24 protein-coding genes, 2 tRNA genes and 1 other RNA gene are annotated in these 26,552 nt (G+C 48.5%); 14 read left to right on the forward strand and 13 right to left on the reverse strand.

Going from position 1 to position 26,552, the window contains the following annotated elements:
* Window positions 1-161 precede the first annotated feature (161 nt).
* From OGY17_RS10575 to OGY17_RS10595, 5 genes are all read right to left on the reverse strand, one after another.
* Window positions 162-246, reverse strand: a tRNA-Tyr gene (locus tag OGY17_RS10575).
* Window positions 247-282: 36 nt separating this feature from the next.
* A tRNA-Tyr gene (locus OGY17_RS10580) sits at window positions 283-367 on the reverse strand.
* A gap of 28 nt (window positions 368-395) precedes the next feature.
* Window positions 396-537: non-coding RNA, RtT sRNA (locus tag OGY17_RS10585), on the reverse strand.
* 168 nt (window positions 538-705) lie between these two features.
* Window positions 706-1,548 carry a formyltetrahydrofolate deformylase gene (gene purU, locus OGY17_RS10590; protein ID WP_003020737.1) on the reverse strand — a complete coding sequence of 281 codons (843 nt, stop codon included), beginning with the start codon at window positions 1,546-1,548 and terminating at the stop codon, window positions 706-708.
* Between the two features lie 55 nt (window positions 1,549-1,603).
* Window positions 1,604-2,059, reverse strand: a complete 456-nt coding sequence (locus OGY17_RS10595) for a YchJ family protein (protein WP_008784957.1) — start codon at window positions 2,057-2,059, stop codon at window positions 1,604-1,606.
* A gap of 111 nt (window positions 2,060-2,170) precedes the next feature.
* Between OGY17_RS10595 and rssA the strand changes: the two genes are divergently transcribed.
* The 3 genes from rssA to galU all read left to right on the forward strand — a co-directional run bounded on the left by rssA (window position 2,171) and on the right by galU (window position 5,299).
* A complete protein-coding gene (rssA, locus tag OGY17_RS10600; RefSeq protein ID WP_008784956.1) occupies window positions 2,171-3,082 on the forward strand; it encodes a patatin-like phospholipase RssA in 912 nt (303 codons plus the stop codon).
* 90 nt (window positions 3,083-3,172) lie between these two features.
* Complete coding sequence (rssB, locus tag OGY17_RS10605) at window positions 3,173-4,186, forward strand: two-component system response regulator RssB (protein WP_032943688.1); 1,014 nt, start codon at window positions 3,173-3,175, stop codon at window positions 4,184-4,186.
* 204 nt (window positions 4,187-4,390) lie between these two features.
* A complete protein-coding gene (gene galU, locus OGY17_RS10610; RefSeq protein WP_003020727.1) occupies window positions 4,391-5,299 on the forward strand; it encodes a UTP--glucose-1-phosphate uridylyltransferase GalU in 909 nt (302 codons plus the stop codon).
* A 136-nt stretch (window positions 5,300-5,435) separates the two neighbouring features.
* Here the strand turns inward: galU and hns are convergent, their stop codons facing one another.
* The gene (hns, locus tag OGY17_RS10615; RefSeq protein WP_003020723.1) at window positions 5,436-5,849 is read right to left on the reverse strand and encodes a histone-like nucleoid-structuring protein H-NS; all 414 of its coding nucleotides are present in this window, start codon (window positions 5,847-5,849) and stop codon (window positions 5,436-5,438) included.
* A gap of 610 nt (window positions 5,850-6,459) precedes the next feature.
* Between hns and tdk the strand changes: the two genes are divergently transcribed.
* Window positions 6,460-7,077, forward strand: coding sequence for a thymidine kinase (tdk, locus tag OGY17_RS10620; RefSeq protein ID WP_008784954.1), 618 nt, complete (start codon window positions 6,460-6,462; stop codon window positions 7,075-7,077).
* A 236-nt stretch (window positions 7,078-7,313) separates the two neighbouring features.
* On the opposite strand, the gene adhE is transcribed toward tdk, so the two are convergent.
* Window positions 7,314-9,992 (reverse strand): bifunctional acetaldehyde-CoA/alcohol dehydrogenase, encoded by a 2,679-nt coding sequence (gene adhE / locus OGY17_RS10625; RefSeq protein ID WP_008784953.1) that lies wholly within the window; start codon window positions 9,990-9,992, stop codon window positions 7,314-7,316.
* Window positions 9,993-10,478: 486 nt separating this feature from the next.
* On the opposite strand from adhE, the gene ychE reads away from it, so the two are divergent.
* From ychE to OGY17_RS10660, 7 genes are all read left to right on the forward strand, one after another.
* Window positions 10,479-11,126 (forward strand): NAAT family transporter YchE, encoded by a 648-nt coding sequence (gene ychE, locus OGY17_RS10630; protein WP_003020714.1) that lies wholly within the window; start codon window positions 10,479-10,481, stop codon window positions 11,124-11,126.
* Window positions 11,127-11,897: 771 nt separating this feature from the next.
* Window positions 11,898-13,529, forward strand: a complete 1,632-nt coding sequence (gene oppA, locus OGY17_RS10635; protein WP_048216252.1) for an oligopeptide ABC transporter substrate-binding protein OppA — start codon at window positions 11,898-11,900, stop codon at window positions 13,527-13,529.
* 232 nt (window positions 13,530-13,761) lie between these two features.
* Entirely contained in the window at window positions 13,762-14,682 is a 921-nt protein-coding gene (oppB, locus tag OGY17_RS10640; RefSeq protein WP_003020708.1) for an oligopeptide ABC transporter permease OppB, read from the forward strand.
* Between the two features lie 14 nt (window positions 14,683-14,696).
* Window positions 14,697-15,605 carry an oligopeptide ABC transporter permease OppC gene (gene oppC, locus OGY17_RS10645; RefSeq protein ID WP_174771498.1) on the forward strand — a complete coding sequence of 303 codons (909 nt, stop codon included), beginning with the start codon at window positions 14,697-14,699 and terminating at the stop codon, window positions 15,603-15,605.
* 11 nt (window positions 15,606-15,616) lie between these two features.
* Window positions 15,617-16,630, forward strand: coding sequence for a murein tripeptide/oligopeptide ABC transporter ATP-binding protein OppD (oppD, locus tag OGY17_RS10650; protein WP_003833364.1), 1,014 nt, complete (start codon window positions 15,617-15,619; stop codon window positions 16,628-16,630).
* Window positions 16,627-17,631: a murein tripeptide/oligopeptide ABC transporter ATP-binding protein OppF gene (oppF, locus tag OGY17_RS10655; protein WP_008784949.1), complete on the forward strand. Its 1,005-nt coding sequence runs from the start codon at window positions 16,627-16,629 to the stop codon at window positions 17,629-17,631. Before oppD ends, oppF begins: the two co-directional genes overlap by 4 nt.
* A 45-nt stretch (window positions 17,632-17,676) precedes the next feature.
* On the forward strand, window positions 17,677-18,513 hold the full coding sequence (locus OGY17_RS10660) for an ion transporter (protein ID WP_003833361.1): 837 nt from the start codon (window positions 17,677-17,679) through the stop codon (window positions 18,511-18,513).
* Window positions 18,514-18,550: 37 nt separating this feature from the next.
* Here OGY17_RS10660 and OGY17_RS10665 read toward each other — a convergent pair whose 3' ends face one another.
* Window positions 18,551-18,880 carry an HI1450 family dsDNA-mimic protein gene (locus OGY17_RS10665; RefSeq protein WP_003020691.1) on the reverse strand — a complete coding sequence of 110 codons (330 nt, stop codon included), beginning with the start codon at window positions 18,878-18,880 and terminating at the stop codon, window positions 18,551-18,553.
* A gap of 34 nt (window positions 18,881-18,914) precedes the next feature.
* Window positions 18,915-20,375, reverse strand: coding sequence for a cardiolipin synthase (cls, locus tag OGY17_RS10670; RefSeq protein WP_003020687.1), 1,461 nt, complete (start codon window positions 20,373-20,375; stop codon window positions 18,915-18,917).
* Between the two features lie 142 nt (window positions 20,376-20,517).
* Here cls and OGY17_RS10675 point away from each other — a divergent pair, with 142 nt between their 5' ends.
* Together OGY17_RS10675 and OGY17_RS10680 are read left to right on the forward strand one after the other, a co-directional pair.
* Complete coding sequence (locus tag OGY17_RS10675; RefSeq protein ID WP_122984013.1) at window positions 20,518-20,691, forward strand: YciY family protein; 174 nt, start codon at window positions 20,518-20,520, stop codon at window positions 20,689-20,691.
* A gap of 236 nt (window positions 20,692-20,927) precedes the next feature.
* Entirely contained in the window at window positions 20,928-21,542 is a 615-nt protein-coding gene (locus OGY17_RS10680; protein WP_286576865.1) for a serine acetyltransferase, read from the forward strand.
* A gap of 277 nt (window positions 21,543-21,819) precedes the next feature.
* On the opposite strand, the gene OGY17_RS10685 is transcribed toward OGY17_RS10680, so the two are convergent.
* Window positions 21,820-23,829 (reverse strand): acyltransferase family protein, encoded by a 2,010-nt coding sequence (locus OGY17_RS10685; protein WP_286607198.1) that lies wholly within the window; start codon window positions 23,827-23,829, stop codon window positions 21,820-21,822.
* Between the two features lie 295 nt (window positions 23,830-24,124).
* On the reverse strand, window positions 24,125-24,421 hold the full coding sequence (locus OGY17_RS10690) for a YciI family protein (protein ID WP_003020675.1): 297 nt from the start codon (window positions 24,419-24,421) through the stop codon (window positions 24,125-24,127).
* A 215-nt stretch (window positions 24,422-24,636) separates the two neighbouring features.
* On the opposite strand from OGY17_RS10690, the gene tonB reads away from it, so the two are divergent.
* On the forward strand, window positions 24,637-25,365 hold the full coding sequence (tonB, locus tag OGY17_RS10695; protein WP_286607200.1) for a TonB system transport protein TonB: 729 nt from the start codon (window positions 24,637-24,639) through the stop codon (window positions 25,363-25,365).
* Between the two features lie 64 nt (window positions 25,366-25,429).
* Here tonB and yciA read toward each other — a convergent pair whose 3' ends face one another.
* Together yciA and OGY17_RS10705 are read right to left on the reverse strand one after the other, a co-directional pair.
* Entirely contained in the window at window positions 25,430-25,831 is a 402-nt protein-coding gene (gene yciA / locus OGY17_RS10700; RefSeq protein WP_008784945.1) for an acyl-CoA thioester hydrolase YciA, read from the reverse strand.
* Window positions 25,832-25,996: 165 nt separating this feature from the next.
* Window positions 25,997-26,536 (reverse strand): septation protein A, encoded by a 540-nt coding sequence (locus OGY17_RS10705; RefSeq protein WP_003020667.1) that lies wholly within the window; start codon window positions 26,534-26,536, stop codon window positions 25,997-25,999.
* Window positions 26,537-26,552 lie beyond the last annotated feature (16 nt).

Raw genomic sequence — 26,552 nt, forward strand, 5'->3', positions numbered from 1 at the left:
ATCAGACAAATAGCGGGCACGTATCGAGTTCGTAGGCCTGATAAGCGCAGCGCAGCAGACAAATTACGGGCACATGTCGAGTTCGTAGGCCTGATAAGCGCAGCGCATCAGGCAAATAAAAGGCATTGCTGAGGAATTGAGTGTGTTGCTTTATGAAGTGATGGTGGTGGGGGAAGGATTCGAACCTTCGAAGTCGATGACGGCAGATTTACAGTCTGCTCCCTTTGGCCGCTCGGGAACCCCACCAGGGGTATACTAATTTTATGAATCTACAGGAATGAATGGTGGTGGGGGAAGGATTCGAACCTTCGAAGTCGATGACGGCAGATTTACAGTCTGCTCCCTTTGGCCGCTCGGGAACCCCACCACAGGGTAAATTCATTATGCTGCTTGCATTCTATAGCGGGAAGGATTATTCGGAGCTAAAGCTCCTCACCCTTCGGGCCGTTGCCTGCGGCAACGTTCTCTCACTATCGCTCGAGTCGAACCTTGAAGTCGATGACGGCAGATTTGCAGTCAGCTCCCTTATGATCGCTCGGGAACCCCACCACGGGGTAATGCTAATTACTGGCCTGCTTCCGTTGGAAGCGGGGCGCATCATATCAAATGATGCGCCCCTGTAAAGCATTCCGTTGATAAAAAAGAACTGGTTGCCTGATTTTTACACGTAAAGATGTAAAGGTAACCAATTAACTTATCAATCGATTACAGAATAATCGTTCGGTTACCGTAAACAAAGACGCGTTGAGCCAGAACCTGATACAGCGCACGGCTTAATACATTTTTTTCAACGTCGCGACCCGCGCGCATCATATCTTCGGCGGTGTAGGTGTGATCAACATGGATCACGTCCTGCATAATGATTGGGCCTTCATCGAGGTTATCATTCACGTAGTGGGCCGTCGCGCCGATGATCTTCACGCCGCGTTCATAAGCTTGATGGTACGGACGAGCACCAATGAATGCTGGCAGGAATGAATGGTGAATATTGATAATTTTATTCGGAAAGCGTGAAACAAATGTCGGGGTCAGAACGCGCATGTATTTAGCCAGCACGACATAGTCCGGCTGGTGGGCGTCGATAGCATCAGCCATTTTCTGATCATGTTCGTCACGTGTTAAACCTTCATGGCTCACCAGCTCAAACGGAATATCAAACCGTTCAACCAGAGGACGCAAGGTCTCGTGATTGCCGATCACCGCGGCGATTTCAACATCCAGCCCGCCATAATTGGCCTTCATTAATAAATCGCCCAGGCAATGCGCTTCCTTGGTGACCAAAATGACGATACGGCGGCGGCCTGCTGGGGTTAATTCACGAATCGAGCCTTCAGGTAAGGCGCTGTCCAGATCGGCAAGCAGCGTGACGTCGTTAAAAATGCCCTCCAGTTCGGTGCGCATAAAAAAGCGTCCGGTACGGTGGTCCACAAACTCATTGTTCTGCACGATGTTCAGTTCATGCTTGTAACAGATATTTGTAATGCGCGCGATCAGACCTTTTTGGTCCGGGCAAATAGTACGCAGCACTTTTCGTTGTAATGAATGCATTTGCAGCGGTGATCCTGTTGAGAATGTTTGCAAAATTGATACTGTCGGGCGTTGATTAGCCGCAGCACTTTTTAAATTTTTTACCGGAGCCACAAGGGCAGGTATCGTTTCGTCCAATTTGAGGGCGTGTACCGTCTATATAGTACCACTGACCGTTTTCTTTTAAAAAACGAGAGCGCTCGATAATTGCACCTGTTTTACCTTGTTCAGAAAACCGTGCGACAAAACTGACATAGCCGATATTTTCTGTGTCTGCCGTCTCTTGTTCAAAAACGGTCAGTCCAAGCCATTCGGTATGAGTAAATCCTGCGATAATGTCGTCGCGAAACTCGGCCGCATGACAATCCGGATGCCAGGTCCTGATAAGGTAATCTGCGTCTTTCATCACAAAAGCACAGTAACGAGAACGCATGAGGTGTGACGGCGTAGGTGCTACTTGCGCGCCGGACACATAACGGTAGCAACATAGGCTATACTCGACAGCGCTACCACAGGGACAAAGCTGAGACACAAAGTACTCCCTGGAATATAAAAACGGCGTAAAAACGCCAGAGTGGCACTATGTTAACTGAGCGGTAGCGATGTTGCTACGTCTGCAAGCCAGGGGAAGTTTGTACGTATAATGAGAAAGATAAAAATTGGGCTGGCGCTAGGTTCCGGCGCGGCGCGAGGTTGGTCGCATATTGGCGTTATTAAAGCCCTTAAGCATATGGGCATTGATGTTGATATCGTAGCAGGGTGCTCCATCGGTTCGTTGGTTGGCGCTGCCTACGCCTGCAATAAGCTGCCTGCTCTCGAAAAGTGGGTCTGTTCTTTCAGCTATTGGGATGTTTTACGGTTGATGGATCTCTCGTGGCGCAGGGGAGGTTTACTGCGCGGTGAACGGGTATTCAATCAGTACCGTAATGTGATGCCGGTAGAAGCAATTGAGCAATGTACTCGCCGTTTCGCAACAGTGGCCACCAATCTGAGTACGGGTCGGGAACTTTGGTTCACCGAAGGTGATTTACATCTGGCTGTCCGGGCCTCCTGCAGTATTCCTGGCCTGATGTCACCTGTGGCGCACAATGGTTACTGGCTGGTCGATGGTGCGGTGGTGAATCCTGTCCCTGTCTCCCTGACTCGCGCGTTGGGGGCCGATATTGTTATAGCGGTCGACCTGCAACACGATGCGCATCTCATGCAACAAGATTTACTCTCCTTCAACGTCAATAGCGATGCCGAATCGGGTGATGATGCTGACGAACTCTCATGGCATGCCCGTCTGAAAGAACGCTTGAGCAACATTACTGCCAGGCGTGCAGTAACTGCGCCCACGGCGATGGAGATTATGACGACGTCTATTCAGGTTCTGGAAAACCGACTGAAACGTAACCGCATGGCCGGTGACCCTCCAGACATTCTGATTCAGCCGTTTTGTCCACAAATATCCACGCTGGATTTTCACCGCGCCAGTGCGGCAATTGCTGCCGGGCAGTTAGCGGTCGAGAAGAAAATGGATGAGCTTCTACCCCTGGTGAAAACCAACGTCTAACGCATTTTTTATCAACACTTAAGCTAATTCTGACAGGCGTGAGTGGCAATAGCATGCCACTATTTATTAAAGCCAGTCAGGGGGGAGAATATGACGCAGCCATTGGTCGGAAAACAGATTCTTATCGTTGAGGATGAGCCGGTATTTCGCTCACTCATGGACTCATGGTTTTCCTCTTTGGGAGCGACAACGGCGGTAGCTGGTGACGGACTTGAAGCACTGGACTTGCTTGGGCATTTTAAACCCGACCTGATGATCTGCGACCTGGCTATGCCAAGAATGAACGGTCTCAAACTGGTTGAGTATTTACGCAATCGTGGCGATCAGACCCCGATACTGGTGATTTCTGCGACGGAAAACATGTCCGACATAGCCAAAGCGTTACGACTCGGTGTGGATGACGTCCTGTTGAAGCCGGTGAAAGACCTTAATCGCTTGCGAGAAACCGTCTTTGCATGTCTTTATCCCAACATGTTTAATTCACGCGTGGAAGAAGAAGAGCGGCTATTTCGCGACTGGGATGCGATGGTGGACGATCCTGCCGCCGCCGCGAAGCTGCTAAAAGAATTACAGCCTCCAGTGTCGCAAGTGATTTCGCACTGTCGCATTAACTATCGACAATTGGTGGCAGCCGACCAACCGGGGCTGGTGCTGGATATTGCGCCGCTGTCGGATCATGACCTTGCATTCTATTGCCTTGATGTGACGCGTGCAGGGGATAATGGCGTGCTGGCTGCATTATTACTGCGGGCGCTATTTAATGGTTTACTGCAGGAGCAACTGACACAACAAAATCAACGGTTGCCGGAGTTGGGTACGTTATTGAAACAGGTAAATCATTTGTTGCGGCAAGCCAATTTACCAGGGCAGTTTCCCTTGCTGGTGGGGTATTACCACAGCGGATTAAAAAATCTGATTCTGGTATCGGCAGGGCTGAATGCGACATTAAATACAGGTTCCCACCAAGTGCAAATCAGCAATGGCGTTCCGCTGGGTACCTTAGGTAATACGTATCTTAATCAGCTGAGCCAACATTGTGAGTCATGGCAATGCCAAATTTGGGGGGCGGGAGGTCGCCTGCGCTTGATGTTGTCTGCGGAATGAACAATTGAGAGGCGTGCAAATGAAATTGGTTCACCCTCCCCATGTTGCGAGTGCTACTATCAACGCCAGATTTATTCGTATTTATCTTAATTATACCGACGCGCGTCCTTTTCAGACCAGAAGCTTGTCGCTGTACTGATATACTCGGATGCGATACAGAATGATGAACACGTTCAATACATGAACAGTCCAGGAGAGTTTTAAATGGCTGCCCTTAATTCAAAAGTCAAAAAAGCCGTTATCCCGGTTGCGGGATTAGGAACCAGGATGTTACCGGCTACGAAAGCAATCCCGAAAGAGATGCTACCGTTGGTTGATAAGCCATTAATTCAGTACGTCGTAAACGAATGTATTGCTGCGGGCATCACTGAAATTGTACTTGTAACTCACTCGTCTAAAAATTCCATTGAAAACCACTTTGATACCAGCTTTGAACTTGAAGCGATGCTGGAAAAACGTGTAAAACGCCAGCTTCTGGAAGAAGTGCAATCTATTTGCCCGCCACATGTGACTATTATGCAGGTGCGTCAGGGGCTAGCTAAAGGTCTGGGCCACGCGGTATTGTGCGCGCACCCTGTGGTTGGCGATGAACCGGTAGCTGTAATCCTGCCGGACGTAATTCTTGACGAATACGAATCTGATTTATCCCGCGACAACCTTGCCGAAATGATTCATCGTTTTGATGAAACAGGTAGCAGCCAGATTATGGTTGAACCGGTAGAAGATGTTACGGCTTATGGCGTTGTTGATTGTAAAGGCGTTGAATTATCCCCGGGCGAAAGCGTCCCGATGGTTGGCGTGGTTGAAAAACCAAAAGCTGATGTTGCGCCTTCTAATCTGGCCGTTGTGGGTCGTTACGTTCTTAGTGCCGATATCTGGCCTCTGCTGGCTAAAACCCCTCCAGGAGCGGGTGATGAAATTCAGCTGACAGATGCTATCGATATGCTGATTGAAAAAGAAACGGTTGAAGCTTATCACATGAAGGGCAAAAGCCATGACTGTGGTAATAAACTGGGCTATATGCAGGCGTTCGTTGAATATGGTATTCGCCATAATACTCTCGGCGCCGAATTTAAAGCCTGGCTGGAAGACGAGATGGGTATTAAGAAGTAACCTTCTGGTATTATCTGGTCAGAACGGCGCTGTATTAACAGCGCCGTTTTTTTATACCTAATCCGGGTAGGGTTGAGCGAAGTACCGGTAAAAAAAATCCCGCCAGTGGCGGGATTTTAAGCAAACTATTTCTGAATTATTCCTTGATCAGGAAATCGTCCAGTTGTTTACCTTGTTCTTCCATCGCTTTTTTGATCACTGCCGGTGTACGGCCCTGGCCAGTCCAGGTTTTAGTTTCACCGTTTTCGTCAACATAGCTATATTTAGCCGGACGTGCAGCGCGTTTAGCTTTGGTGCCAGATTTAACAGCAGCCATGCTATTCAGCAATTCGTTCGGATCAATGCCGTCAGCGATCAGCATTTCACGATATTGTTGCAGTTTACGAGTACGTTCTTCAACTTCAGCAGCAGCAGCGCTTTCTTCTTCGCGACGCTCGCTAACTACAACTTCTAATTTTTCCAGCATTTCTTCAAGCGTTTCCAGAGTGCATTCTCTTGCCTGCGCACGAAGAGTACGGATGTTGTTCAGAATTTTAAGTGCTTCGCTCATTGTAGTAATCTCAAACTTATATTGGGGTGGTTTGTTGAGCTAATAATAGAGCGATAAATTCAGTTGTGCAATAGCCAGGAATGTAAGGAATTCAAAATTGCGCTTTATTTAGTATCAGAATTAATTCTCCTGTCTTAAATTCCCCATGATGTTGGGCATAAAAAAGGCTTATTGACGAGGGGGCTTCTCAGCGGCTGAGAGTAAAAATTCAAGATTCAGGTCACATTTTATGGTGTACAAATAGTATCTCTTTGCAGTGATTTCAACCTTTTGTATTAGTTTTGCTTACGTGAATTCGCTAATACACGGCGACAGTGGGTAGATTCAATAACAATATGGGAAGGGTTTCTTTATTGCCGTATGATGATAAGTGACATTGATAAATTTCATGAGCACTATTTGTGAAAGAGTGTGTATATACGCGTCCGAGTTCAGGCTGTTTGGTCGATGGTTGTATGCTCTCTCACTATCCGTTACTTAAATTCAGGCGGCACTGTGCGAGCTTGCCCGCTCATTTATACGCCTTTGTGGCCAACGCTACACCGACATGTTCGTGAAATATGATACAATCCAGCCCATATTTATTTCCCCTCGTGAGGGCCTTCGGTCAATGGCACAACTATATTTTTACTATTCTGCAATGAACGCAGGTAAGTCGACTGCCTTGTTGCAATCTTCGTACAATTATCAGGAACGTGGGATGCGTGCCGTTGTATATACAGCGGAAATTGATGACCGTTTTGGTGCTGGAAAAGTAAGTTCACGTATAGGTCTGTCGTCACCTGCAAAATTGTTTAACCAAAATTCATCATTGTTCGAAGAGATTCGCGCTGAGAATGCGCAGCAAAGAATTCACTGTGTACTGGTCGATGAGTCTCAGTTTCTGACCCGACAACAGGTTTATGAATTATCTGAAGTTGTCGATCAACTGGATATTCCTGTTTTGTGTTACGGCTTACGCACTGATTTTCGTGGTGAGTTATTTGGTGGCAGCGAATACCTGCTTGCGTGGTCAGATAAACTGGTTGAATTAAAGACCATTTGTTTCTGTGGCCGTAAGGCCAGCATGGTATTACGCCTTGATCAGGCTGGAAGACCTTATAACGAGGGCGAGCAGGTGGTTATCGGCGGGAATGAACGCTATGTGTCGGTATGTCGTAAACACTACAAACAAGCGCAGTCTGAGGGCTCTCTGACGGCGATACAAGAACGACACAGCCACGATTAACCCTGTACTCTTCTGAGCGCTTATAAACACAGGGTAGGCCGGAACCTTCGTCAATGTTCTCTACCCTGTCAGACTCTTTTCTGACGGCTGGTCTCACATCTTCCTGAATACATCTCTTACACTGCCATTCTATTCACATGGTTAAATTGTGTATTCCCCGATGTTCATAACACAAGACGAAAAAAACGGCCCCAATTGGGACCGTTTATGATGAAGCTAAAACTTATCTGAGCAAATTAAGCGGATTTCTTCGCTTTCTTTTCTGCTTTCGGTGCAGCTACTGCTTCAGTCTTAGCGGCGGTCTGACCTTCGCTATACTCACGACCGTAGTAGGTATCCAGCAGGATCTGTTTCAGTTCAGAAATCAGCGGGTAACGTGGGTTAGCACCAGTACACTGGTCGTCAAACGCATCTTCAGACAGTTTGTCCACGTGTGCCAGGAAGTCAGCTTCCTGAACGCCAGCTTCACGGATAGACTTAGGAATACCCAGTTCAGCTTTGATTTCTTCCAACCAGCCCAGCAGTTTCTGGATTTTCGCGGCAGTACGGTCACCCGGTGCGCTCAGACCCAGGTGGTCTGCGATTTCAGCGTAGCGACGGCGTGCCTGCGGACGGTCGTACTGGCTGAATGCAGTCTGTTTAGTCGGGTTGTCGTTCGCGTTGTAACGAATAACGTTGCTGATCAGCAGGGCGTTCGCCAGACCGTGAGGAATGTGGAACTGAGAACCCAGTTTGTGCGCCATTGAGTGACATACACCCAGGAAGGCGTTAGCAAACGCGATACCGGCGATAGTTGCTGCACTGTGTACACGCTCACGCGCTACCGGGTTCTTAGAACCTTCATGGTAAGACGCTGGCAGGTTTTCTTTCAGCAATTTCAGCGCTTGCAGAGCCTGACCGTCAGAGAACTCAGAAGCCAGTACTGAAACGTAAGCTTCCAGAGCGTGAGTGACGGCATCCAGACCACCGAACGCACACAGTGACTTCGGCATATCCATAACCAGGTTGGCGTCAACAATCGCCATATCCGGAGTCAGCGCGTAGTCTGCCAGCGGGTATTTCTGCCCAGTTGCATCGTCGGTAACGACCGCAAACGGAGTCACTTCAGAACCGGTACCGGAAGTGGTGGTAACTGCAACCATCTTCGCTTTTACGCCCATTTTCGGGAACTTGTAGATACGTTTACGGATGTCCATAAAGCGCAGTGCCAGTTCTTCGAAGTGAGTTTCCGGGTGCTCGTACATAACCCACATGATTTTCGCGGCGTCCATCGGGGAACCACCACCCAGTGCGATGATTACGTCTGGTTTGAAGGAGTTAGCCAGCTCTGCACCTTTGCGAACAACGGTCAGAGTCGGGTCAGCTTCAACTTCAAAGAACACTTCGGTTTCAACGCCAGCAGCTTTCAGAACGGAGGTGATCTGGTCTGCATAACCGTTGTTGAACAGGAAGCGGTCGGTCACGATCAGCGCACGTTTGTGACCATCGGTAATCACTTCATCCAGTGCGATTGGCAGAGAGCCACGACGGAAGTAGATAGATTTCGGAAGTTTGTGCCACAACATGTTTTCAGCTCGCTTAGCAACGGTTTTCTTGTTGATCAGGTGCTTAGGACCAACGTTTTCAGAGATGGAGTTACCACCCCAGGAACCACAACCCAGTGTCAGGGAAGGTGCGAGTTTGAAGTTGTACAGGTCACCGATACCACCCTGAGAAGCCGGGGTGTTGATCAGGATACGTGCGGTTTTCATCATCTGGCCGAAGTAAGCAACACGCTCTGGCTGGTTGTCCTGGTCAGTGTACAGGCAAGAAGTATGACCGATACCGCCCATCGCAACCAGTTTTTCAGCTTTAATGACTGCGTCTTCGAAGTCCTTCGCACGGTACATTGCCAGCGTCGGAGACAGTTTTTCGTGAGCAAACGGTTCGCTTTCGTCGACAACCTTCACTTCACCGATCAGAATCTTAGTGGTTTCTGGTACGGAGAAGCCTGCCAGTTCAGCAATCTTGTATGCCGGCTGACCAACGATAGCTGCGTTCAGCGCGCCATTTTTCAGGATAACGTCCTGAACAGCTTTCAACTCTTTACCCTGCAGCATGTAACCGCCGTGAGTTGCAAAACGCTCACGTACAGCATCATATACAGAGTCAACCACGACGACAGACTGCTCAGAAGCACAGATTACGCCGTTATCGAAGGTTTTTGACATCAGAACAGATGCAACAGCACGTTTGATATCAGCGGTTTCGTCGATAACAACAGGGGTGTTACCTGCGCCTACGCCGATAGCCGGTTTACCGGAGCTGTATGCCGCTTTAACCATGCCTGGACCACCGGTCGCAAGGATCAGGTTGATGTCCGGGTGGTGCATCAGCGCGTTAGACAGTTCAACGGAAGGTTGATCGATCCAGCCGATCAGATCTTTCGGTGCGCCAGCAGCGATTGCTGCTTGCAGAACGATGTCAGCTGCTTTGTTTGTTGCATCTTTTGCGCGCGGATGCGGAGAGAAGATGATGGCGTTACGGGTCTTCAGGCTGATCAGTGATTTGAAGATCGCAGTAGAGGTAGGGTTAGTGGTTGGAACGATACCGCAGATGATACCAATCGGTTCAGCAATGGTAATGGTACCAAAAGTGTCGTCTTCAGACAGCACACCACAGGTTTTTTCATCTTTGTAAGCGTTGTAAATGTATTCAGAAGCGAAGTGGTTTTTAATCACTTTATCTTCGACAATACCCATGCCGGATTCGGCAACGGCCATTTTCGCGAGAGGAATTCGAGCGTCTGCGGCAGCCAGAGCGGCGGCACGGAAGATTTTGTCAACCTGTTCTTGAGTGAAACTGGCATATTCACGCTGGGCTTTTTTTACGCGCTCTACAAGTGCGTTAAGTTCAGCGACATTAGTAACAGCCATGATGCTCTCCTGATAATGTTAAACTTTTTTAGTAAATCATCTGCTCGATACGAGAGTATAGACAGACCGACGAAAATTTGTGTAATGGTTTGAAAATCAAACGGTTAATTAACGTCCACTTTACTTTGATTTACTAAAAGAGCTTATACGCTAGCGCCTGTTAACTCTAACGCGTTACCTCCAGGTGGCGTAAGCAAGATTACTCACTTCTGAGTAGTAATTGCGTGATCTGGATCAAAAATTCGCAAAGCTGACACCTTTCAGCAGGCCCTTTTAGCGTTTCTCGTTAAGTGTTAATAAATTGACGTAATGAATGCTAATAACATTAGCATATTTAATACATATTAATAACACTGAGTATTGATAGCGTATTTACATTGATATACGAAGATAGAAGGTGAAGTATGCTGACAAAAGGCGTATCTTCAGCGCGGATTTTATCAATTTTATGACTCATTTTATCCGGCTAACGCTTCGGAGCTAACCGTGATCCAAACGCTATTTGATTTTCCTGTCTATTTTAAATTTTTCATTGGGTTATTTGCGTTGGTCAACCCGGTAGGGATCATCCCCGTCTTTATCAGTATGACCAGCTATCAAACTGCCGCAGCACGAAACAAAACCAACCTCACGGCAAACCTTTCGGTCGCAATCATCCTGTGGACTTCGCTGTTTCTTGGTGATGGTATTCTGCAACTATTCGGCATCTCAATTGACTCGTTCAGGATCGCTGGCGGTATTCTGGTTGTGACTATCGCGATGTCAATGATTAGCGGAAAACTAGGGGAAGATAAACAAAACAAACAGGAAAAATCAGAAACCGCAATCCGTGAAAGTATCGGCGTTGTACCGTTGGCATTGCCGTTGATGGCGGGACCGGGTGCGATAAGCTCAACTATTGTCTGGGGTACGCGATATCATAGTGCGATTAACCTGTTTGGCTTTTTTGTAGCGATTGCGTTGTTTGCCCTGTGCTGCTGGGGGCTGTTCCGCATGGCACCATGGTTAGTGCGCCTGTTGGGCCAAACCGGTATCAACGTCATTACGCGTATTATGGGGCTGCTGTTAATGGCTTTGGGTATCGAATTTATCGTTACAGGCATCAAATCCATTTTCCCTGGTTTGCTGGCCTGAAACCTCTCTTCTGTGCAAACGGAGTCGTGTCCGGCTCCGTTTCATTTCATTATCAGTAAAACTTCTCACTAAATTTGAAAATCAGCAGAGCAATAATAAAAAATGCTGATGATTAACTCTCCTGTTAGCCATTGATTCTAAAGATATAACACGTCCCAGTACGCCCGGCGAAGACCGATGCTGCTGTTATTTTATTAACATCATACTCTGGGGCTTGCTGAAGGATTATCGAAATGTTATTAGTTATTTCAGCCTTTATTTCAGATGAATGTGCTAATTAATAACCAATTGTTAAATTTATGTGCATTTTGACATGGCGTTGACTTAGGACAGGATGGTTAACACCATGGTCGACATAATGCATTGATTTTTGTGAACTTCCCATAATAAATCTTCATTCGTAAGACTTTTTAAGTGAGATTTATTTCCAATAAAAGAGAATTGGTTAACAAATTTGTAAAATGTATTGGCGGTTAAGAAACGCATTTGATACTTTCCGGCCAAGTATTATGCAGAAGAATTCACGTTGATGAGAATCATTTGCAGTTAGTTTCTCTCAACAGGGTAATAGCGTGTTTCCGGCAGGGGAGGCACGTAGAGAATCGACGCAAGGCGGTCATACGAATCGCCAGAATAAATAAAGTCGGTGATAGCAAGCAGTAAAACAATAAACCACCTGACGGCAGAAAATCTCCGGTGCCGTACAGGGATCCTGACAGGATTAACAGTCTGGTTAAAAAACCAGCCATAATAATGAGGGAGTACAACACAATGACTAACATCACTAAAAAAAGTTTAGTAGCTGCGGGGATCTTAACTGCGCTAGTCGCTGGAAATGTTGCCACGGCGGCAGTAGTGCCAGCGGGTGTGCAGCTTGCTGAAAAGCAGACTCTGGTGCGTAATAACGGTTCGGAAGTGCAATCACTCGATCCCCACAAAATCGAAGGTGTACCTGAATCCAACATTAACCGTGACCTGTTTGAAGGTTTATTAATCAGTGATGTCGATGGCAAACCATCGCCTGGCGTGGCTGAAAAATGGGAAAATAAAGATTTTAAAGTCTGGACATTCCATCTGCGTAAAGATGCTAAGTGGTCTGACGGCACGCCTGTTACCGCGCAAGATTTCGTGTATAGCTGGCAACGTTTGGCTAATCCAAATACTGCATCACCGTATGCCAGTTATTTGCAGTACGGTCATATTGTCAACATTGATGATATTATCGCCGGTAAAAAGCCGGTCACCGATCTGGGCGTAAAAGCTCTCGACGATCATACTTTTGAAGTTACCCTCAGCGAACCAGTTCCTTATTTCTACAAACTGCTAGTGCACTCTTCCGTTTCACCGGTTCCCAGAGCGGCTGTTGAAAAATTCGGCGAGAAGTGGACCCAGCCCGCTAATATCGTTACTAACGGTGCGTATAAACTGAAAGACTGGGTTGTAAACGAGCGCATTGTGCTTGAGCGTAATACCAACTATTGGGACAACGCCAAAACGGTTATTAACCAGGTAACCTACCTGCCTATTTCTTCTGAAGTGACTGACGTTAACCGCTATCGCAGCGGTGAAATCGACATGACCTATAACAACATGCCGATTGAGTTATTCCAGAAACTGAAAAAAGAGATCCCGAACGAAGTCCACGTTGACCCGTATCTGTGCACCTATTATTACGAAATCAACAACCAGAAAGCACCGTTCAACGATGTTCGTGTTCGTACCGCCCTGAAGCTGGCGTTGGATCGTGACATAATCGTCAATAAAGTGAAAAACCAGGGTGACCTGCCAGCATATAGCTTTACTCCTCCATACACCGATGGTGCGAAACTGGTTGAGCCAGAGTGGTTCAAGTGGTCTCAGGAAAAACGTAATGAAGAAGCGAAGAAACTGCTGGCTGAGGCCGGATATACCGCTGAGAAACCGCTGACCTTTGATCTGCTGTATAACACCTCAGACCTGCATAAGAAGCTGGCTATTGCCGCGGCATCTATCTGGAAGAAAAATCTGGGTGCTAATGTGAAGCTGGAAAACCAGGAATGGAAAACGTTCCTCGATACGCGCCATCAGGGCAACTATGATGTTTCACGTGCGGGCTGGTGTGCGGACTATAACGAACCGACGTCATTCCTGAATATGGTGCTGTCCGACAGCTCCAATAATACCGTCCACTATAAGAGCCCGGCATTTGATAAGCTGATTGCGGATACGCTGAAAGTGACGGATGAAGCGCAGCGCAGCGAACTGTATTCGAAAGCGGAACAGCAGCTGGATAAAGATTCTGCGATTGTACCGGTTTATTACTATGTTAACGCCCGCCTGGTGAAACCATGGGTTGGCGGATACTCAGGTAAAGACCCGATGGATAATATCCACGTTAAAGACTTGTATATTATCAAGCATTAATGGCAAGACGTGGGGCAATCATGTTGCCCCACAGTGTCTTTTTCTTCGAACTATAAATACCTCTTTAGACAAAGAGAGGTATACCCTAAATAATTCACGTTGCAGGAAGGCGGCAACGCAGCGAATCACCAGGAGCTTACTTAAGTAAGTGACTGGCGTGAGCGAGTAAAGCTAACGCACTTGCAGCTTGAAGTATGACGGGTATAAAGGCACACGCCAGAAGGTACGGGCAATGTTAAAATTTATATTACGTCGCTGTCTGGAAGCGATTCCGACGCTGTTTATTCTTATTACGATTTCATTCTTTATGATGCGCCTTGCGCCCGGAAGCCCATTCACTGGGGAACGCGCGTTACCGCCAGAGGTGCTGGCGAATATTGAAGCGAAATATCATCTTAACGATCCCATCTCGACGCAGTACTTCAGCTATCTGAAACAGCTGGCGCACGGCGATTTTGGACCATCCTTTAAATATAAAGACTACACGGTTAACGACCTCGTTGCCTCGAGCTTTCCGGTTTCTGCGAAGCTGGGTGCGGCAGCCTTTATTCTGGCGGTACTCGTCGGTGTTAGCGCCGGAGTGATAGCCGCGCTGAAGCAAAATACACGTTGGGACTATACGGTGATGGGGGTGGCAATGACCGGGGTGGTTATCCCCAGTTTCGTGGTCGCTCCCTTATTGGTCATGATATTTGCCATAACCTTGAAATGGCTACCCGGCGGGGGCTGGAACGGCGGGGCGCTGAAATTTATGATCCTGCCGATGGTGGCCTTGTCACTGGCCTACATCGCCAGTATCGCCCGTATTACTCGCGGTTCGATGATTGAAGTACTGCACTCTAACTTTATTCGTACCGCACGCGCTAAAGGGCTGCCGATGCGGCGGATTATTTTCCGCCATGCGTTGAAACCTGCGCTGTTGCCAGTGTTGTCCTATATGGGACCGGCATTTGTCGGCATTATCACCGGTTCGATGGTTATTGAAACTATTTATGGCTTGCCGGGTATTGGCCAGTTGTTCGTCAATGGGGCGTTAAACCGCGACTATTCGCTGGTTCTTAGCCTGACCATACTGGTGGGTACGCTGACCATCGTGTTTAACGCGATTGTCGATGTGCTGTATGCCGTTATCGACCCGAAAATTCGTTACTGATACTGGAGCTCGCTATGATGTTAAGTAAGAAAAACAGCGAGGCGCTGGAGAATTTCAGTGAAAAGCTGGAGGTCGAAGGCCGCAGCCTGTGGCAGGACGCGCGTCGACGCTTTATGCATAACCGCGCGGCGGTAGCAAGCCTGGTGGTGCTGGTAATTATTGCGCTGTTCGTGACGCTGGCACCGATGCTGTCGCAGTATACCTACTTCGATACCGACTGGGGCATGATGTCTAGCGCGCCGGATACAGAATCAGGCCACTATTTCGGTACTGACTCGTCGGGACGCGACTTGTTGGTGCGCGTGGCGATTGGCGGGCGTATCTCGCTGATGGTCGGCATTGCCGCGGCGCTGGTCGCGGTAGTCGTCGGTACGCTGTACGGCTCTCTGTCGGGCTATCTCGGCGGTAAAATCGACTCGGTGATGATGCGTCTGCTGGAAATCCTCAACTCCTTCCCGTTCATGTTCTTCGTGATTCTGCTAGTGACCTTCTTTGGACAAAATATCCTGCTGATTTTTGTCGCTATCGGAATGGTCTCCTGGCTGGATATGGCGCGTATCGTGCGTGGACAAACGCTGAGCCTGAAGCGCAAAGAGTTTATTGAAGCGGCGCAAGTCGGCGGGGTGTCTACCGTGCGTATCGTTATCCGCCATATTGTGCCGAACGTGTTGGGTGTGGTGGTGGTTTACGCTTCATTGCTGGTGCCTAGCATGATCCTGTTTGAATCCTTCCTGAGCTTTTTGGGACTAGGTACGCAGGAACCGTTAAGTAGCTGGGGCGCGCTGCTCAGTGATGGTGCCAACTCTATGGAAGTCTCACCATGGCTGCTGCTGTTCCCGGCTGGTTTCCTGGTGGTCACTTTGTTCTGTTTTAACTTTATTGGCGATGGCCTGCGTGATGCCCTCGACCCGAAAGACCGTTAAGGAGTGCAGCCATGAGCGTAATTGAAACCTCAACCGCGCCGCTCGCGCAACAACAGGCTAACGCACTGCTGAACGTAAAAGATTTGCGCGTGACGTTTGCTACCCCCGACGGCGATGTAACTGCGGTCAACGATTTAAACTTTTCTCTGCGAGCCGGAGAAACGTTGGGTATTGTCGGTGAATCCGGTTCGGGTAAATCGCAGACGGCCTTTGCCCTGATGGGGCTGCTGGCGGCGAATGGTCGTATCGGGGGCTCCGCAACGTTCAACGGGCGTGAAATTCTGAATTTACCGGAACGTGAGCTGAACAAACTGCGCGCCGAGCAAATCTCGATGATTTTCCAGGACCCGATGACGTCTCTCAACCCGTACATGCGGGTCGGGGAGCAGTTGATGGAAGTTCTGATGCTGCATAAAGGCATGAGCAAAGCGGAAGCTTTTGAAGAGTCGGTCAGAATGCTGGATGCGGTGAAGATGCCGGAAGCGCGTAAGCGTATGAAAATGTATCCTCATGAATTCTCCGGTGGTATGCGTCAGCGCGTAATGATCGCCATGGCGCTGCTGTGCAGGCCCAAATTACTGATTGCCGATGAACCAACCACTGCGCTCGATGTGACGGTACAGGCGCAAATTATGACGCTGCTGAATGAACTGAAAAGTGAATTCAACACCGCGATTATCATGATCACCCACGATCTGGGGGTTGTTGCCGGTATTTGCGATAAAGTCCTGGTGATGTATGCCGGACGTACTATGGAATACGGCAGTGCGCGGGATGTTTTTTATAAACCCGTTCATCCGTATTCGATTGGTTTGCTAAATGCCGTACCTCGTCTGGATGCCGAAGGGGAAGAGATGCTCACTATCCCTGGCAACCCACCGAACTTACTGCGTCTACCAAAAGGTTGTCCATTCCAGCCGCGTTGCCCGCATGCGATGGAAATCTGTAGCAGTGCTCCGCCACTGGAGGAATTTAGCCCAGGCCGTCTACGTGCCTGCTTTAAGCCGGTGGAGGAACTGGTATGAATACGGTGACCGAACAACGTAAAGTGCTCCTTGAGATTGCCGACCTTAAAGTCCATTTCGATATTAAAGATGGCAAACAGTGGTTCTGGCAACCGTCTAAAACCCTGAAGGCGGTTGATGGCGTTACCCTGCGACTGTATGAGGGCGAAACCCTGGGCGTGGTCGGTGAATCAGGCTGCGGGAAATCGACCTTTGCCCGTGCGATTATCGGCCTGGTGAAGGCCACCGATGGAAAGGTTGCCTGGCTGGGTAAAGATTTACTGGGCATGAAACCCGATGAGTGGCGGGAAGTGCGCAGCGATATCCAGATGATTTTCCAGGATCCTCTGGCATCGTTAAACCCGCGCATGACCATTGGTGAAATCATTGCCGAACCGCTGCGAACTTATCATCCGAATCTTCCTGGTCAGGAAGTCCGCGACCGTGTGAAGGCGATGATGATGAAGGTTGGATTACTGCCGAACCTGATTAACCGCTACCCACATGAGTTTTCCGGTGGCCAGTGTCAGCGTATCGGTATTGCCCGCGCGCTGATCCTTGAACCAAAGTTGATTATCTGCGATGAACCGGTTTCGGCGCTGGATGTATCAATCCAGGCCCAGGTGGTTAATCTGCTGCAACAGCTTCAGCGCGAAATGGGATTATCGTTAATCTTCATTGCTCACGACCTCGCGGTGGTTAAACACATCTCCGACCGTGTGCTGGTTATGTATCTCGGACATGCGGTGGAATTAGGGACTTATGACGAGGTGTACCATAACCCGCTGCATCCTTATACCAAAGCGCTGATGTCTGCGGTGCCGATCCCCGATCCGGATCAGGAAAGGAACAAGGTTATCCAGTTGCTGGAAGGCGAGTTACCGTCCCCGATTAATCCTCCTTCCGGTTGCGTGTTCCGTACGCGCTGTCCGATTGCTGGACCGGAATGCGCAAAAACGCGCCCGGTTCTGGAAGGAAGTTTCCGACATGCAGTTTCCTGCCTGAAAGTAGACCCGCTATAATCCTGAGGGCTGACAAAGGTCAGCCCTTTTTTTGGTGAGGTATCTGTGCCAGGTTTAGTCTCTTCTGTCCGCCGTGCGCTCTATCGCAAATTATTTGATTTAAACACCCGTTCAGGGCGTCGCTTTGAAGGCATGTGTGCGCTATTTGCCTTGCTCAGCGTTATCGTTATCTTCATTGAGTCCGGAGTAGGGACGCAATACCATTTAACCTTTGAGGAATGGCGCGTTTTTGTCTGGCTGGAGATCTTTATTACTCTGGTCTTCACCCTCGAATATCTTCTGCGCTTATGTTGCTGGGCTAACCCCGCTAAATATGTGTTCAGCTTCTGGGGGATAATTGACCTTGCCACCATTCTGCCTCTGTATGTGATGTGGCTATGGCCGGAAATCAGTCTGAGCTATGTTTTCGCCTGGCGAGCGATGCGTGTCCTGCGCGTCCTGCGTATTCTCAAGCTGCTGCGATTTATGCCCTCTCTACGGGTGTTCTGGAATGCGTTAAAAAGCGCCCGACATCAGCTGATGCTGTTCTATTCCTTTATCGCCATCCTGATGGTGGTTTTTGGCGCGATGATGTATCTGATTGAAGGGCCAAAATATGGGTTTACTACGCTGAATGCGTCGGTGTATTGGGCGATTGTTACTGTAACCACCGTCGGCTATGGCGATATCACGCCGCACACACCGTTGGGGCGCATGGTGGCGTCTGTGCTTATCCTGATTGGTTACTCGGTGATTGCAATACCGACGGGATTGATTACCACGCACATGAGCAGTGCGTTCCAGCAGCGCGGGCACCAACGAAAATGTCCGCAGTGCCAGCAGGCGCAGCACGAACATAGTGCGCAATTTTGTAACCGCTGTGGAAGTAAACTGCCGGGTTAAAAATGAAAAAAGCTGCGAGAGCAGCTTTTTTGTTTGATTATTCGCGCCAGAGAATATGGCAGAGCTTATGATCTTTTTCGCGACATAATAAAACGCGCGCGAAAATATCGTTAATCTCGCCGTCTTCTGTATCTGCCAGACCAATCACCACCTCGGCAAAGAAGTCAGGGTTCAGGTCAAAATCAACATGCTCCTGCCAGTCTTCTGCCGGATCGAACAACTCGGCACCGCCACGCTCTTCAAACTGCAAATTGAACAGAATGATGTCGGCTGGATCCAGATTGTCCGCAGCCAGTTCGAGAAAAATGTCATAAGCCTGCTCAAGCGTTTCGTCTTCGGTCAGGCGATTGTTCAAATCCATATCCATAATGACTACCTGTTTACTGTCTGATGGGCACGTTTTACAGCAACGGACTAAAGAAGTAAAACAGTCGCTCTGCTATCCGCTGCCAGAGTGGTCGTTTTACCCACAAACGGGCATCAAGCAGGCGGGAACGCGAAATATAATCATCCTGTACTGCCGCGAGATCGCCACCGAATCCGGCATCATCAATGACCAGCGTGATTTCAAAATTGAGCCACAGACTGCGCATATCCAGGTTAACCGTACCGACCAGGCTCAGCTCGCCATCGACCAGTACGCTCTTGGTGTGCAGCAAGCCACCTTCGAACTGATAAATTTTAACGCCAGCCGCCAGCAGCTCGGTGAAAAAGGCCCGACTTGCCCAGCCAACCAGCAGGGAGTCATTTTTACGTGGAAGAATGATACTGACGTCAACCCCACGCTGCGCTGCCGTGCAGATCGCGTGCAACAGATCGTCGCTGGGGACGAAGTAGGGGGTGGTCATAATTAAATATTCACGCGCTGAATAAGCAGCGGTTAGCAGCGCCTGATGAATCAAATCTTCAGGGAAACCAGGACCCGAGGCGATAGTGTGAATGGTGTGGCCGCTGGCCTGCTCAAACGGCATGATATTGACGTCCGGTGGCGGAGGCAAAATGCGCTTTCCGGTCTCAATTTCCCAGTCGCAGGAATAGACAATGCCCATAGCAGTGGCGACAGGACCTTCCATTCTCGCCATTAAATCAACCCATTGCCCGACGCCCGCATCTTGTTTGAAGAAACGCGGGTCGACCATGTTCATGCTGCCGGTATAAGCAATGTAGTTATCGATCATGATCATTTTGCGGTGCTGACGCAGGTCCATACGGCGTAAAAATACACGCATCAGGTTCACCTTCAGCGCTTCTACAACCTCGATACCTGCGTTACGCATCATCGCCGCCCAAGGGCTGCGGAAAAACGCCACGCTGCCGGCGGAGTCCAACATCAGGCGACAGTGAATGCCACGCCTCGCGGCAGCCATTAACGACTCGGCTACCTGATCGGCCATACCGCCTGGCTGCCATATGTAGAACACCATTTCGATGTTGTGGCGCGCCAACTGAATATCACGGATCAGCGCCTGCATCACGTCATCTGAACTGGTGAGCAACTGCAGCTGGTTTCCCTTTACGCCAGCTATACCCTGACGACGCTCGCACAGTTTAAATAACGAAGAGGCGACGCTGCTGTTTTCCTGGGCAAAAATATGCTTGCAGGCCTTGAGGTCGTTCAGCCATTTGGCGGTTGAAGGCCACATCGCCCGGGCGCGTTCGGCACGTCGCTTACCCAGGTGAAGTTCACCAAAGGACAGATAAGCAATAATTCCTACCAATGGCAGAATGTAGATGATCAACAGCCAGGCCATTGCGGAGGGCACTGCGCGTCGCTTCATCAGAATGCGTAACGTTACGCCAGCAATGAGTACCCAGTAACCCAGAATGACCAGCCAACTCACCACGGTGTAGAAGGTTGTCATAAATTTAAAAATCCTTTTGAAAGCGTATTGTTAAGAGTTTACGCATCAGGATTAATCTGGCAAATAAAAACACGGGAAAACCACTGGTCTGCATTCGGTCTGGCGTTATAATGGCCGCTCAGTGACTGGAAGAGTAGTTAACATGAAGCGTAGTAGAACGGAAGTGGGACGCTGGCGGATGCTGCGTCAGGCTAGCCGCCGTAAAGCACGTTGGCTTGAAGGACAATCGCGTCGTAATATGCGTATCCATACCATCAGGAAGTGCGTTCTCAACCACCAGCGTAACTCGTTGTTGTTTGCGATCCACAGCATCTGATCCCAAAAGGGCACCGCTGGCGGTGCCCAATGTCTGTTTTCCCGTATTGATTCTTAAATACTTTCCTGCCGTCATTATTGTTTTTGGTCCAGGTAAGAGATAACCATTTCATTATTTATATTATTGTCATCTTTCAGGTGCCGTATCTACTCGAAAAGAAGAATGCTGGTGACAAGAAAATATGTTTTTATTTCAGTGAGAACTGATACATTTTAACGATTAAACAACGAGACAGTATGATGGCATTCGACAAAATTAAAGCCGATACCCACCGTGAATTTGGTTATTTCTCATGGAGTAAACTAATAATTGGTACAGTAATTAGCAGAACATTCCGTATCATTGTGATGATGCGTTTATGCCAATACTGTGCGGTTTCGCGCACACCGCTGCGTATCATGCTCTATCCATTTAAGATCTTGCATCGGTGTGCTGCTCACATGGGCTCGATGGATTTTCCATCGAGCACACAGGTTGGTGCCGGGTTGGCTATCACTCATGGCTGGGGGATAGTGATATCGCCGAGTGCAAGAATTGGAAAGAACGTTACCTTATTTCATGGTGTAACTATCGGTCAGCGAGATACTATTCAGGGAGCAGGAACCCGCATCACGGGTTACCCCATTATTGAAGATGAAGTTTGGATTGGTCCAAATGCTGTCATCGTCGGCGGGGTTATCATTGGGCAAGGGAGTAAAATTGCTGCCGGGGCGTTTGTGACCGAAAGTATCCCGCCTTTTTCTGTCGTTGTTGGTAATCCTGGTGTGATTGTTAAAACCGGGTGCATCCCAGACGTAATGAATAAAGCACCGTTGTTTCAAGAAAGAACTGTTGAAAAAACGGCAGCGTAAATTTCTCGCTGATTATACTTTTCTTTTTATTATCAATGCGATGATTCTACTTTCTGGGGCTAATGGTTCATAATAGTGTGGTCAGGTATTACCCGTTATCCTATTCTGTTATTTTATTGTCTTTTGAGGGAAGCCATTATGTGTACAAATCTTTTTGACAACGCTCGTCGTTACACTGACGAGAAAAAGTAACAACCAAAGCCGCTATCTGCGGCTTTTTTACTTGAGTGAATATTAGTATCCGAATGGATATGATTCCCATATTTCTGGTCAAGCATCAAAGTTGCAGGGCGTTAGTTGCCTCGGTATGTTCTGCTTGTTTAAATGCGCGTTGAAACATGGGGAGTAAAAGCGTACTGCCAAATGCACTTAGGTGGTTACTGTCTGAGTAAAGTGGACGTCCACCAGCATCTCCCCAACACCGCCCATCCTTGCAAAGATAGGGTAACGGATTGAGAATATTGACCCCGCAGCGCAGGGCCGCCTCATCTTGTGCTGCCCAAATGGCTGTTTGTCGCTGGTAATATTCATCGAGAGAAATAGATACTGTACTGTCTGACTTACCAAACATCAGTGCCCTGGCCATTGTATTAGGCACATCGACTGCCATTTCAGGAATAGGGCGGACCAGAAATACCCTCTGACTATTCTCTATGGAACACAGAGTTTTTACGAGTTTCTGGCTAAACTGCTGTGTTAAATTCTGATTGGGGTGTTCATTCGGTGTATCAAAAAATCCCATAGGAATATTAAAAAAATCGTCCTTTTCATTTTGTCCCAGGATAGCGAGGCTGCTTCTGTTGGCGATAAAGACGAGTTTATTTTTATATTCATTATTTAGTAAATTAATAGCTCGATCATTAAAAAGTTTACAGTCATCATTAATATCCTCTCTTCGTTTCATGCCTAACACTGTCGGACAGCTCGCATAGGTCATCTCAACAACCGCACCGGGTGCAGCTTCTGCGACAGCTGAAACCAGCATGCTTGCATGACTGTCTCCCAGGACAATGGCCGTTAACTCTCCTTTGCCATATCTGCACATAGGAGACTCGCTTCCTTTACCCGGCGCGAGCAGACATTTTTCAAATCGGACTGCGTAATCAAGTTTCGGGATCATCGCTAATTCAATTGCCGGGTTAATTCTACCATCGACTTGCTGATAACGAGCCCCTGCGGCCATTCCACCAGTGCTCAAAATTAACAGTAATAGTATCCAGCTCTGTTTGCGTGCAGGGGTTAGCGCAAGCTGTTTGCGTGTCGGAATCTCTACGAGCAATAAAGAGATCTTTCCCAATAGCACACTCATTACAATGCCAGTAGCAATCCACCAGGGATTGTGATGTTTGTCGGCATAACTAAGCAGCACCGTAAGCGGCCAGTGCCACAGATAAATTGAATAAGAACTGGCACCTATCTGGCGAAAAATTGCCGTAGATGTAAAAAATGATCGCTGGCGATTAGCCGCAAGAACCAGCACGGTCCCCAGCACAGGGACCACGGCATAACTTCCCGGCCATGGTCGTGTCGCATCCAGGAGTGTGACTGACAGGGCAATTAAAATAAAACCCACCAACTCTAGTATCCGGGCTGGGCGTTGCGACATAGAATGCCGACGAGTTAGCCACCATACACCTCCTCCAGCTAATAATTCCCAAATGCGGGTGGGGAGTAGATAAAACGCACTACCTGGGAGTCGAGGGCTCACGTAAATTGATAGAACTAATGACAGTACGCCTGCGGCGATAAGTGCAAACTTAACACCCTCCCGGCCAAACCAGCGCCAGAGTAAAATGCAGCCAACAGGCAACAAAATGTAAAATTGCCACTCCACCGAAAGAGACCATGTGTGCAGCAACCAGTTTTCTCTGGAAGTGATATCGAAATAACCCACTTCACGCCAAAACTTGAGATTGGAAACAAAAGTAAGCGCTGTGATCGCATTGGTTGCCAGCACATGATAATCAGCGGTGGGCAACCAAAACCAACCCAAGAAAAGTAACGTGCTACATAATGCAATTAAGGCAGGAATAATTCGTCTGGCACGTGCCAGATAGAAACTCCATAATGAAAAATTGCCACGTTCAAGGCCGTTCACGATGATGGCGGTCATCAGGAAACCTGATATAACAAAAAAAACATCAACGCCGATAAAGCCACCGCTAAATCCGGGTACGCCAAAGTGATAAAATACGACCGCTAATACAGCCCATGCTCGCAGGCCATTGATATCATGGCGGAATGCTTTAGGAGAGGGAGAGGCGGGACGGAACGAATCAAAAGCCATAATTGACTAAAATCCCGTATATCGTGACAACGCAGCCTGTCTGCATTGTGACAAATTAATCTCGACAGATAATAAAATACACTGAGGTTGAGTAAGAAACAATCAATGACACGCTAATAAACGGTCGTAGCTACCTTTTATAAGGGTACTTATCATTGCTTTGATATGCTGAATTAATGCATAGAGACGAGAAGTGAGGGCGTTTAGACTAATGTGCACCTAAATGCGCCCTCAATGGCTATGTATTTTGCTTACTGTTCAGTATTTTTATAAATGAAAATGGCTTTTTGTTTTGTCAAAATACTTTCTTGTAAGGTTTTACTGAAACCTGCGCATAAACCCCCGCCGCAACATACGGATCGGCTTCTGCCCACGCCTGTGCCGCCTCCAAAGATTCAAATTCGGCAATCACCGTCGAGCCGGTAAAACCCGCCGCACCGGGATCGTTACTGTCGACCGCTGGCATGGGGCCCGCCGTGAGCAAACGACCTTCGTCATGAAGGAGTTGCAGGCGAGCCAGATGAGCAGGGCGCACGGAAAGACGTTTTTCGAGAGAGTCTGCGATATCTTGAGCGTAAATAACATACAGCACGGGTAGAGCTCCTTGAACGGTAAAAGTCGTTAATAACGTTATTGGAAAGGCCTAACAACTGCAACGGAAAGATAACTGATATGTTAAGGCCATACTCTGAAAGTGGTTTTTTATCATAAAATCGCGTTTTAAATGTCAGTTAGCACCACGGGCTTATTGAATATGATTGCTATTTGCATTTAAAATCAGGGCCTGGTTTTTTTACTGAAACGATTATGACTTCAATGACCCTTGATTTACCTCGTCGCTTTCCCTGGCCAACGTTACTGTCTGTCGGCATTCATGGTGCCGTAGTGGCTGGTTTGCTGTATACCTCGGTACATCAGGTTATTGAACTACCTGCGCCAGCGCAGCCGATCTCTGTCACGATGGTCGCGCCTGCCGATCTCGAACCGCCTCAGGCCGTTCAGCCGCCGCCGGAACCCATTGTCGAGCCTGAACCGGAACCTGAACCGATTCCAGAGCCACCAAAAGAGGCGCCGGTGGTGATTGAAAAACCGAAGCCCAAGCCTAAACCGAAGCCAAAACCGGTGAAAAAGGTGGAAGAGCAACCGAAACGCGATGTTAAACCAGCAGAACCGCGCCCGGCCTCCCCAGTGGAAAATACGGCACCTACTCGCACAATGACCAATACCGCGCCGGCAACTACCAGCAAACCGGTGGTCAGTGCGCCATCGGGTCCACGCGCTTTAAGCCGTAATCAGCCTCAGTATCCGGCGCGAGCTCAGGCGCTGCGCATTGAAGGCCGGGTAAAGGTCAAATTTAACGTAACGCCGGATGGCCGGGTTGAAAATGTGGAGATCCTGTCTGCACAGCCTGCCAATATGTTTGAGCGTGAAGTGAAAAACGCGATGCGTAGATGGCGTTATGAAGCAGGCAAACCCGGTTCCGGGCTTGTGGTGAATATTGTTTTCAAATTAAACGGCACAACGCAGATCGAGTAAGCATCAGGCCGTCCGGCAATGATCAAGAGTGATGATTGCCGGATAGCAGTACTGACGTGTGCTATCAGACCAACGTGGGAATTGGACGCGGTTTCCCGTCTTTATCAACGGCAACGTAGATAAACAGAGCTTCGGTGGCCTTATAGCGCTGCCCAATAGGTTCAGAAGCGACCTTCTTCACCCAAACTTCAATATTGATGCTGATCGAGGTTGTCCCGCGTTTCACACAGCGCGCATAGCAACACACCACATCACCTACGGCGACCGGGCGCAAAAAGCTCATCCCTTCCACTCGCACCGTTACCACACGACCATGTGCGATCTCTTTGGCCTGAATCGCGCCACCTATATCCATTTGTGACATCAGCCAGCCGCCAAAAATATCACCGTTCGCGTTGGTATCGGCAGGCATGGCCAGAGTACGTAAAACCAGTTCACCCTGGGGAGTGTTATTCGTTGTTGTCATTGTAGAACCGACTATAGAGAAAGATTACAGGCGCGATGCTACTAGAATTTGTGCGTTGAGAACAGAGGTGATGCGGCGTGCAGAGCAGATGTAAGTCAGGTTGTCAGCTCTATGGAACGCGAAGGGATAAAAATTCGCCAGATCCGGGGATCTGGCGAGCATGTATTACGATTTATCTTCTTGCGGCAGATGACGGTAAATATAGACCCCACTAAGCAGCGTAAAGAATAAAGTCAGGGCGGTCAGGCCGAACACCTTGAAGTTGACCCAAATATTCTGCGGTAGCCAAAATGCAATATAGATATTCGCCAGACCACACAGGATGAAAAAGACGGCCCAGGCTAAATTAAGTTTCGACCACACCGGCTGCGGTAGGGTCAGCTCTTTACCTAACATGCGTTGAATCAGCGGCTTTTTCATCACCCACTGGCTAACCAGCAGAGCCCCAGCAAACAGCCCGTAAATCACCGTTACTTTCCACTTAATGAATTCATCGTTGTGGAAAAAAATAGTCAAACCACCAAATACGGCCACCAGGACAAAGGTGATTAACGCCATCTTCTCGACCTTGCGATAGCGAACCCAACTGTAAATCAACACTACAGCCGTCGCGACAATCAGCGCCGAGGTCGCCGCATAGATGTCGTAAAGCTTATAAAAAGCAAAAAAGACAACCAGCGGTAAAAAATCAAGAAACTGCTTCATTCTTCGATTCCGTCAT

Origin of the sequence: Citrobacter sp. Cpo126 (assembly GCF_030332445.1) — a bacterium.
GTDB classification, from domain to species: Bacteria; Pseudomonadota; Gammaproteobacteria; order Enterobacterales; family Enterobacteriaceae; genus Citrobacter; species Citrobacter portucalensis.

Excerpts from the sequence above, each read along its gene's own strand:
- oppD (WP_003833364.1), top strand. The coding sequence starts at position 15,617 with ATGAGCGTAATTGAAACCTCAACCGCGCCGCTCGCGCAACAACAGGCT.
- OGY17_RS10665 (WP_003020691.1), bottom strand. The coding sequence starts at position 18,880 with ATGGATATGGATTTGAACAATCGCCTGACCGAAGACGAAACGCTTGAG.
- OGY17_RS10705 (WP_003020667.1), bottom strand. The coding sequence starts at position 26,536 with ATGAAGCAGTTTCTTGATTTTTTACCGCTGGTTGTCTTTTTTGCTTTT.
- oppC (WP_174771498.1), top strand. The coding sequence starts at position 14,697 with ATGATGTTAAGTAAGAAAAACAGCGAGGCGCTGGAGAATTTCAGTGAA.
- adhE (WP_008784953.1), bottom strand. The coding sequence starts at position 9,992 with ATGGCTGTTACTAATGTCGCTGAACTTAACGCACTTGTAGAGCGCGTA.
- oppB (WP_003020708.1), top strand. The coding sequence starts at position 13,762 with ATGTTAAAATTTATATTACGTCGCTGTCTGGAAGCGATTCCGACGCTG.
- oppF (WP_008784949.1), top strand. The coding sequence starts at position 16,627 with ATGAATACGGTGACCGAACAACGTAAAGTGCTCCTTGAGATTGCCGAC.
- galU (WP_003020727.1), top strand. The coding sequence starts at position 4,391 with ATGGCTGCCCTTAATTCAAAAGTCAAAAAAGCCGTTATCCCGGTTGCG.
- oppA (WP_048216252.1), top strand. The coding sequence starts at position 11,898 with ATGACTAACATCACTAAAAAAAGTTTAGTAGCTGCGGGGATCTTAACT.
- OGY17_RS10685 (WP_286607198.1), bottom strand. The coding sequence starts at position 23,829 with ATGGCTTTTGATTCGTTCCGTCCCGCCTCTCCCTCTCCTAAAGCATTC.
- yciA (WP_008784945.1), bottom strand. The coding sequence starts at position 25,831 with ATGACAACAACGAATAACACTCCCCAGGGTGAACTGGTTTTACGTACT.
- tonB (WP_286607200.1), top strand. The coding sequence starts at position 24,637 with ATGACTTCAATGACCCTTGATTTACCTCGTCGCTTTCCCTGGCCAACG.
- OGY17_RS10680 (WP_286576865.1), top strand. The coding sequence starts at position 20,928 with ATGATGGCATTCGACAAAATTAAAGCCGATACCCACCGTGAATTTGGT.
- cls (WP_003020687.1), bottom strand. The coding sequence starts at position 20,375 with ATGACAACCTTCTACACCGTGGTGAGTTGGCTGGTCATTCTGGGTTAC.
- hns (WP_003020723.1), bottom strand. The coding sequence starts at position 5,849 with ATGAGCGAAGCACTTAAAATTCTGAACAACATCCGTACTCTTCGTGCG.
- purU (WP_003020737.1), bottom strand. The coding sequence starts at position 1,548 with ATGCATTCATTACAACGAAAAGTGCTGCGTACTATTTGCCCGGACCAA.
- rssB (WP_032943688.1), top strand. The coding sequence starts at position 3,173 with ATGACGCAGCCATTGGTCGGAAAACAGATTCTTATCGTTGAGGATGAG.
- rssA (WP_008784956.1), top strand. The coding sequence starts at position 2,171 with ATGAGAAAGATAAAAATTGGGCTGGCGCTAGGTTCCGGCGCGGCGCGA.
- OGY17_RS10675 (WP_122984013.1), top strand. The coding sequence starts at position 20,518 with ATGAAGCGTAGTAGAACGGAAGTGGGACGCTGGCGGATGCTGCGTCAG.
- tdk (WP_008784954.1), top strand. The coding sequence starts at position 6,460 with ATGGCACAACTATATTTTTACTATTCTGCAATGAACGCAGGTAAGTCG.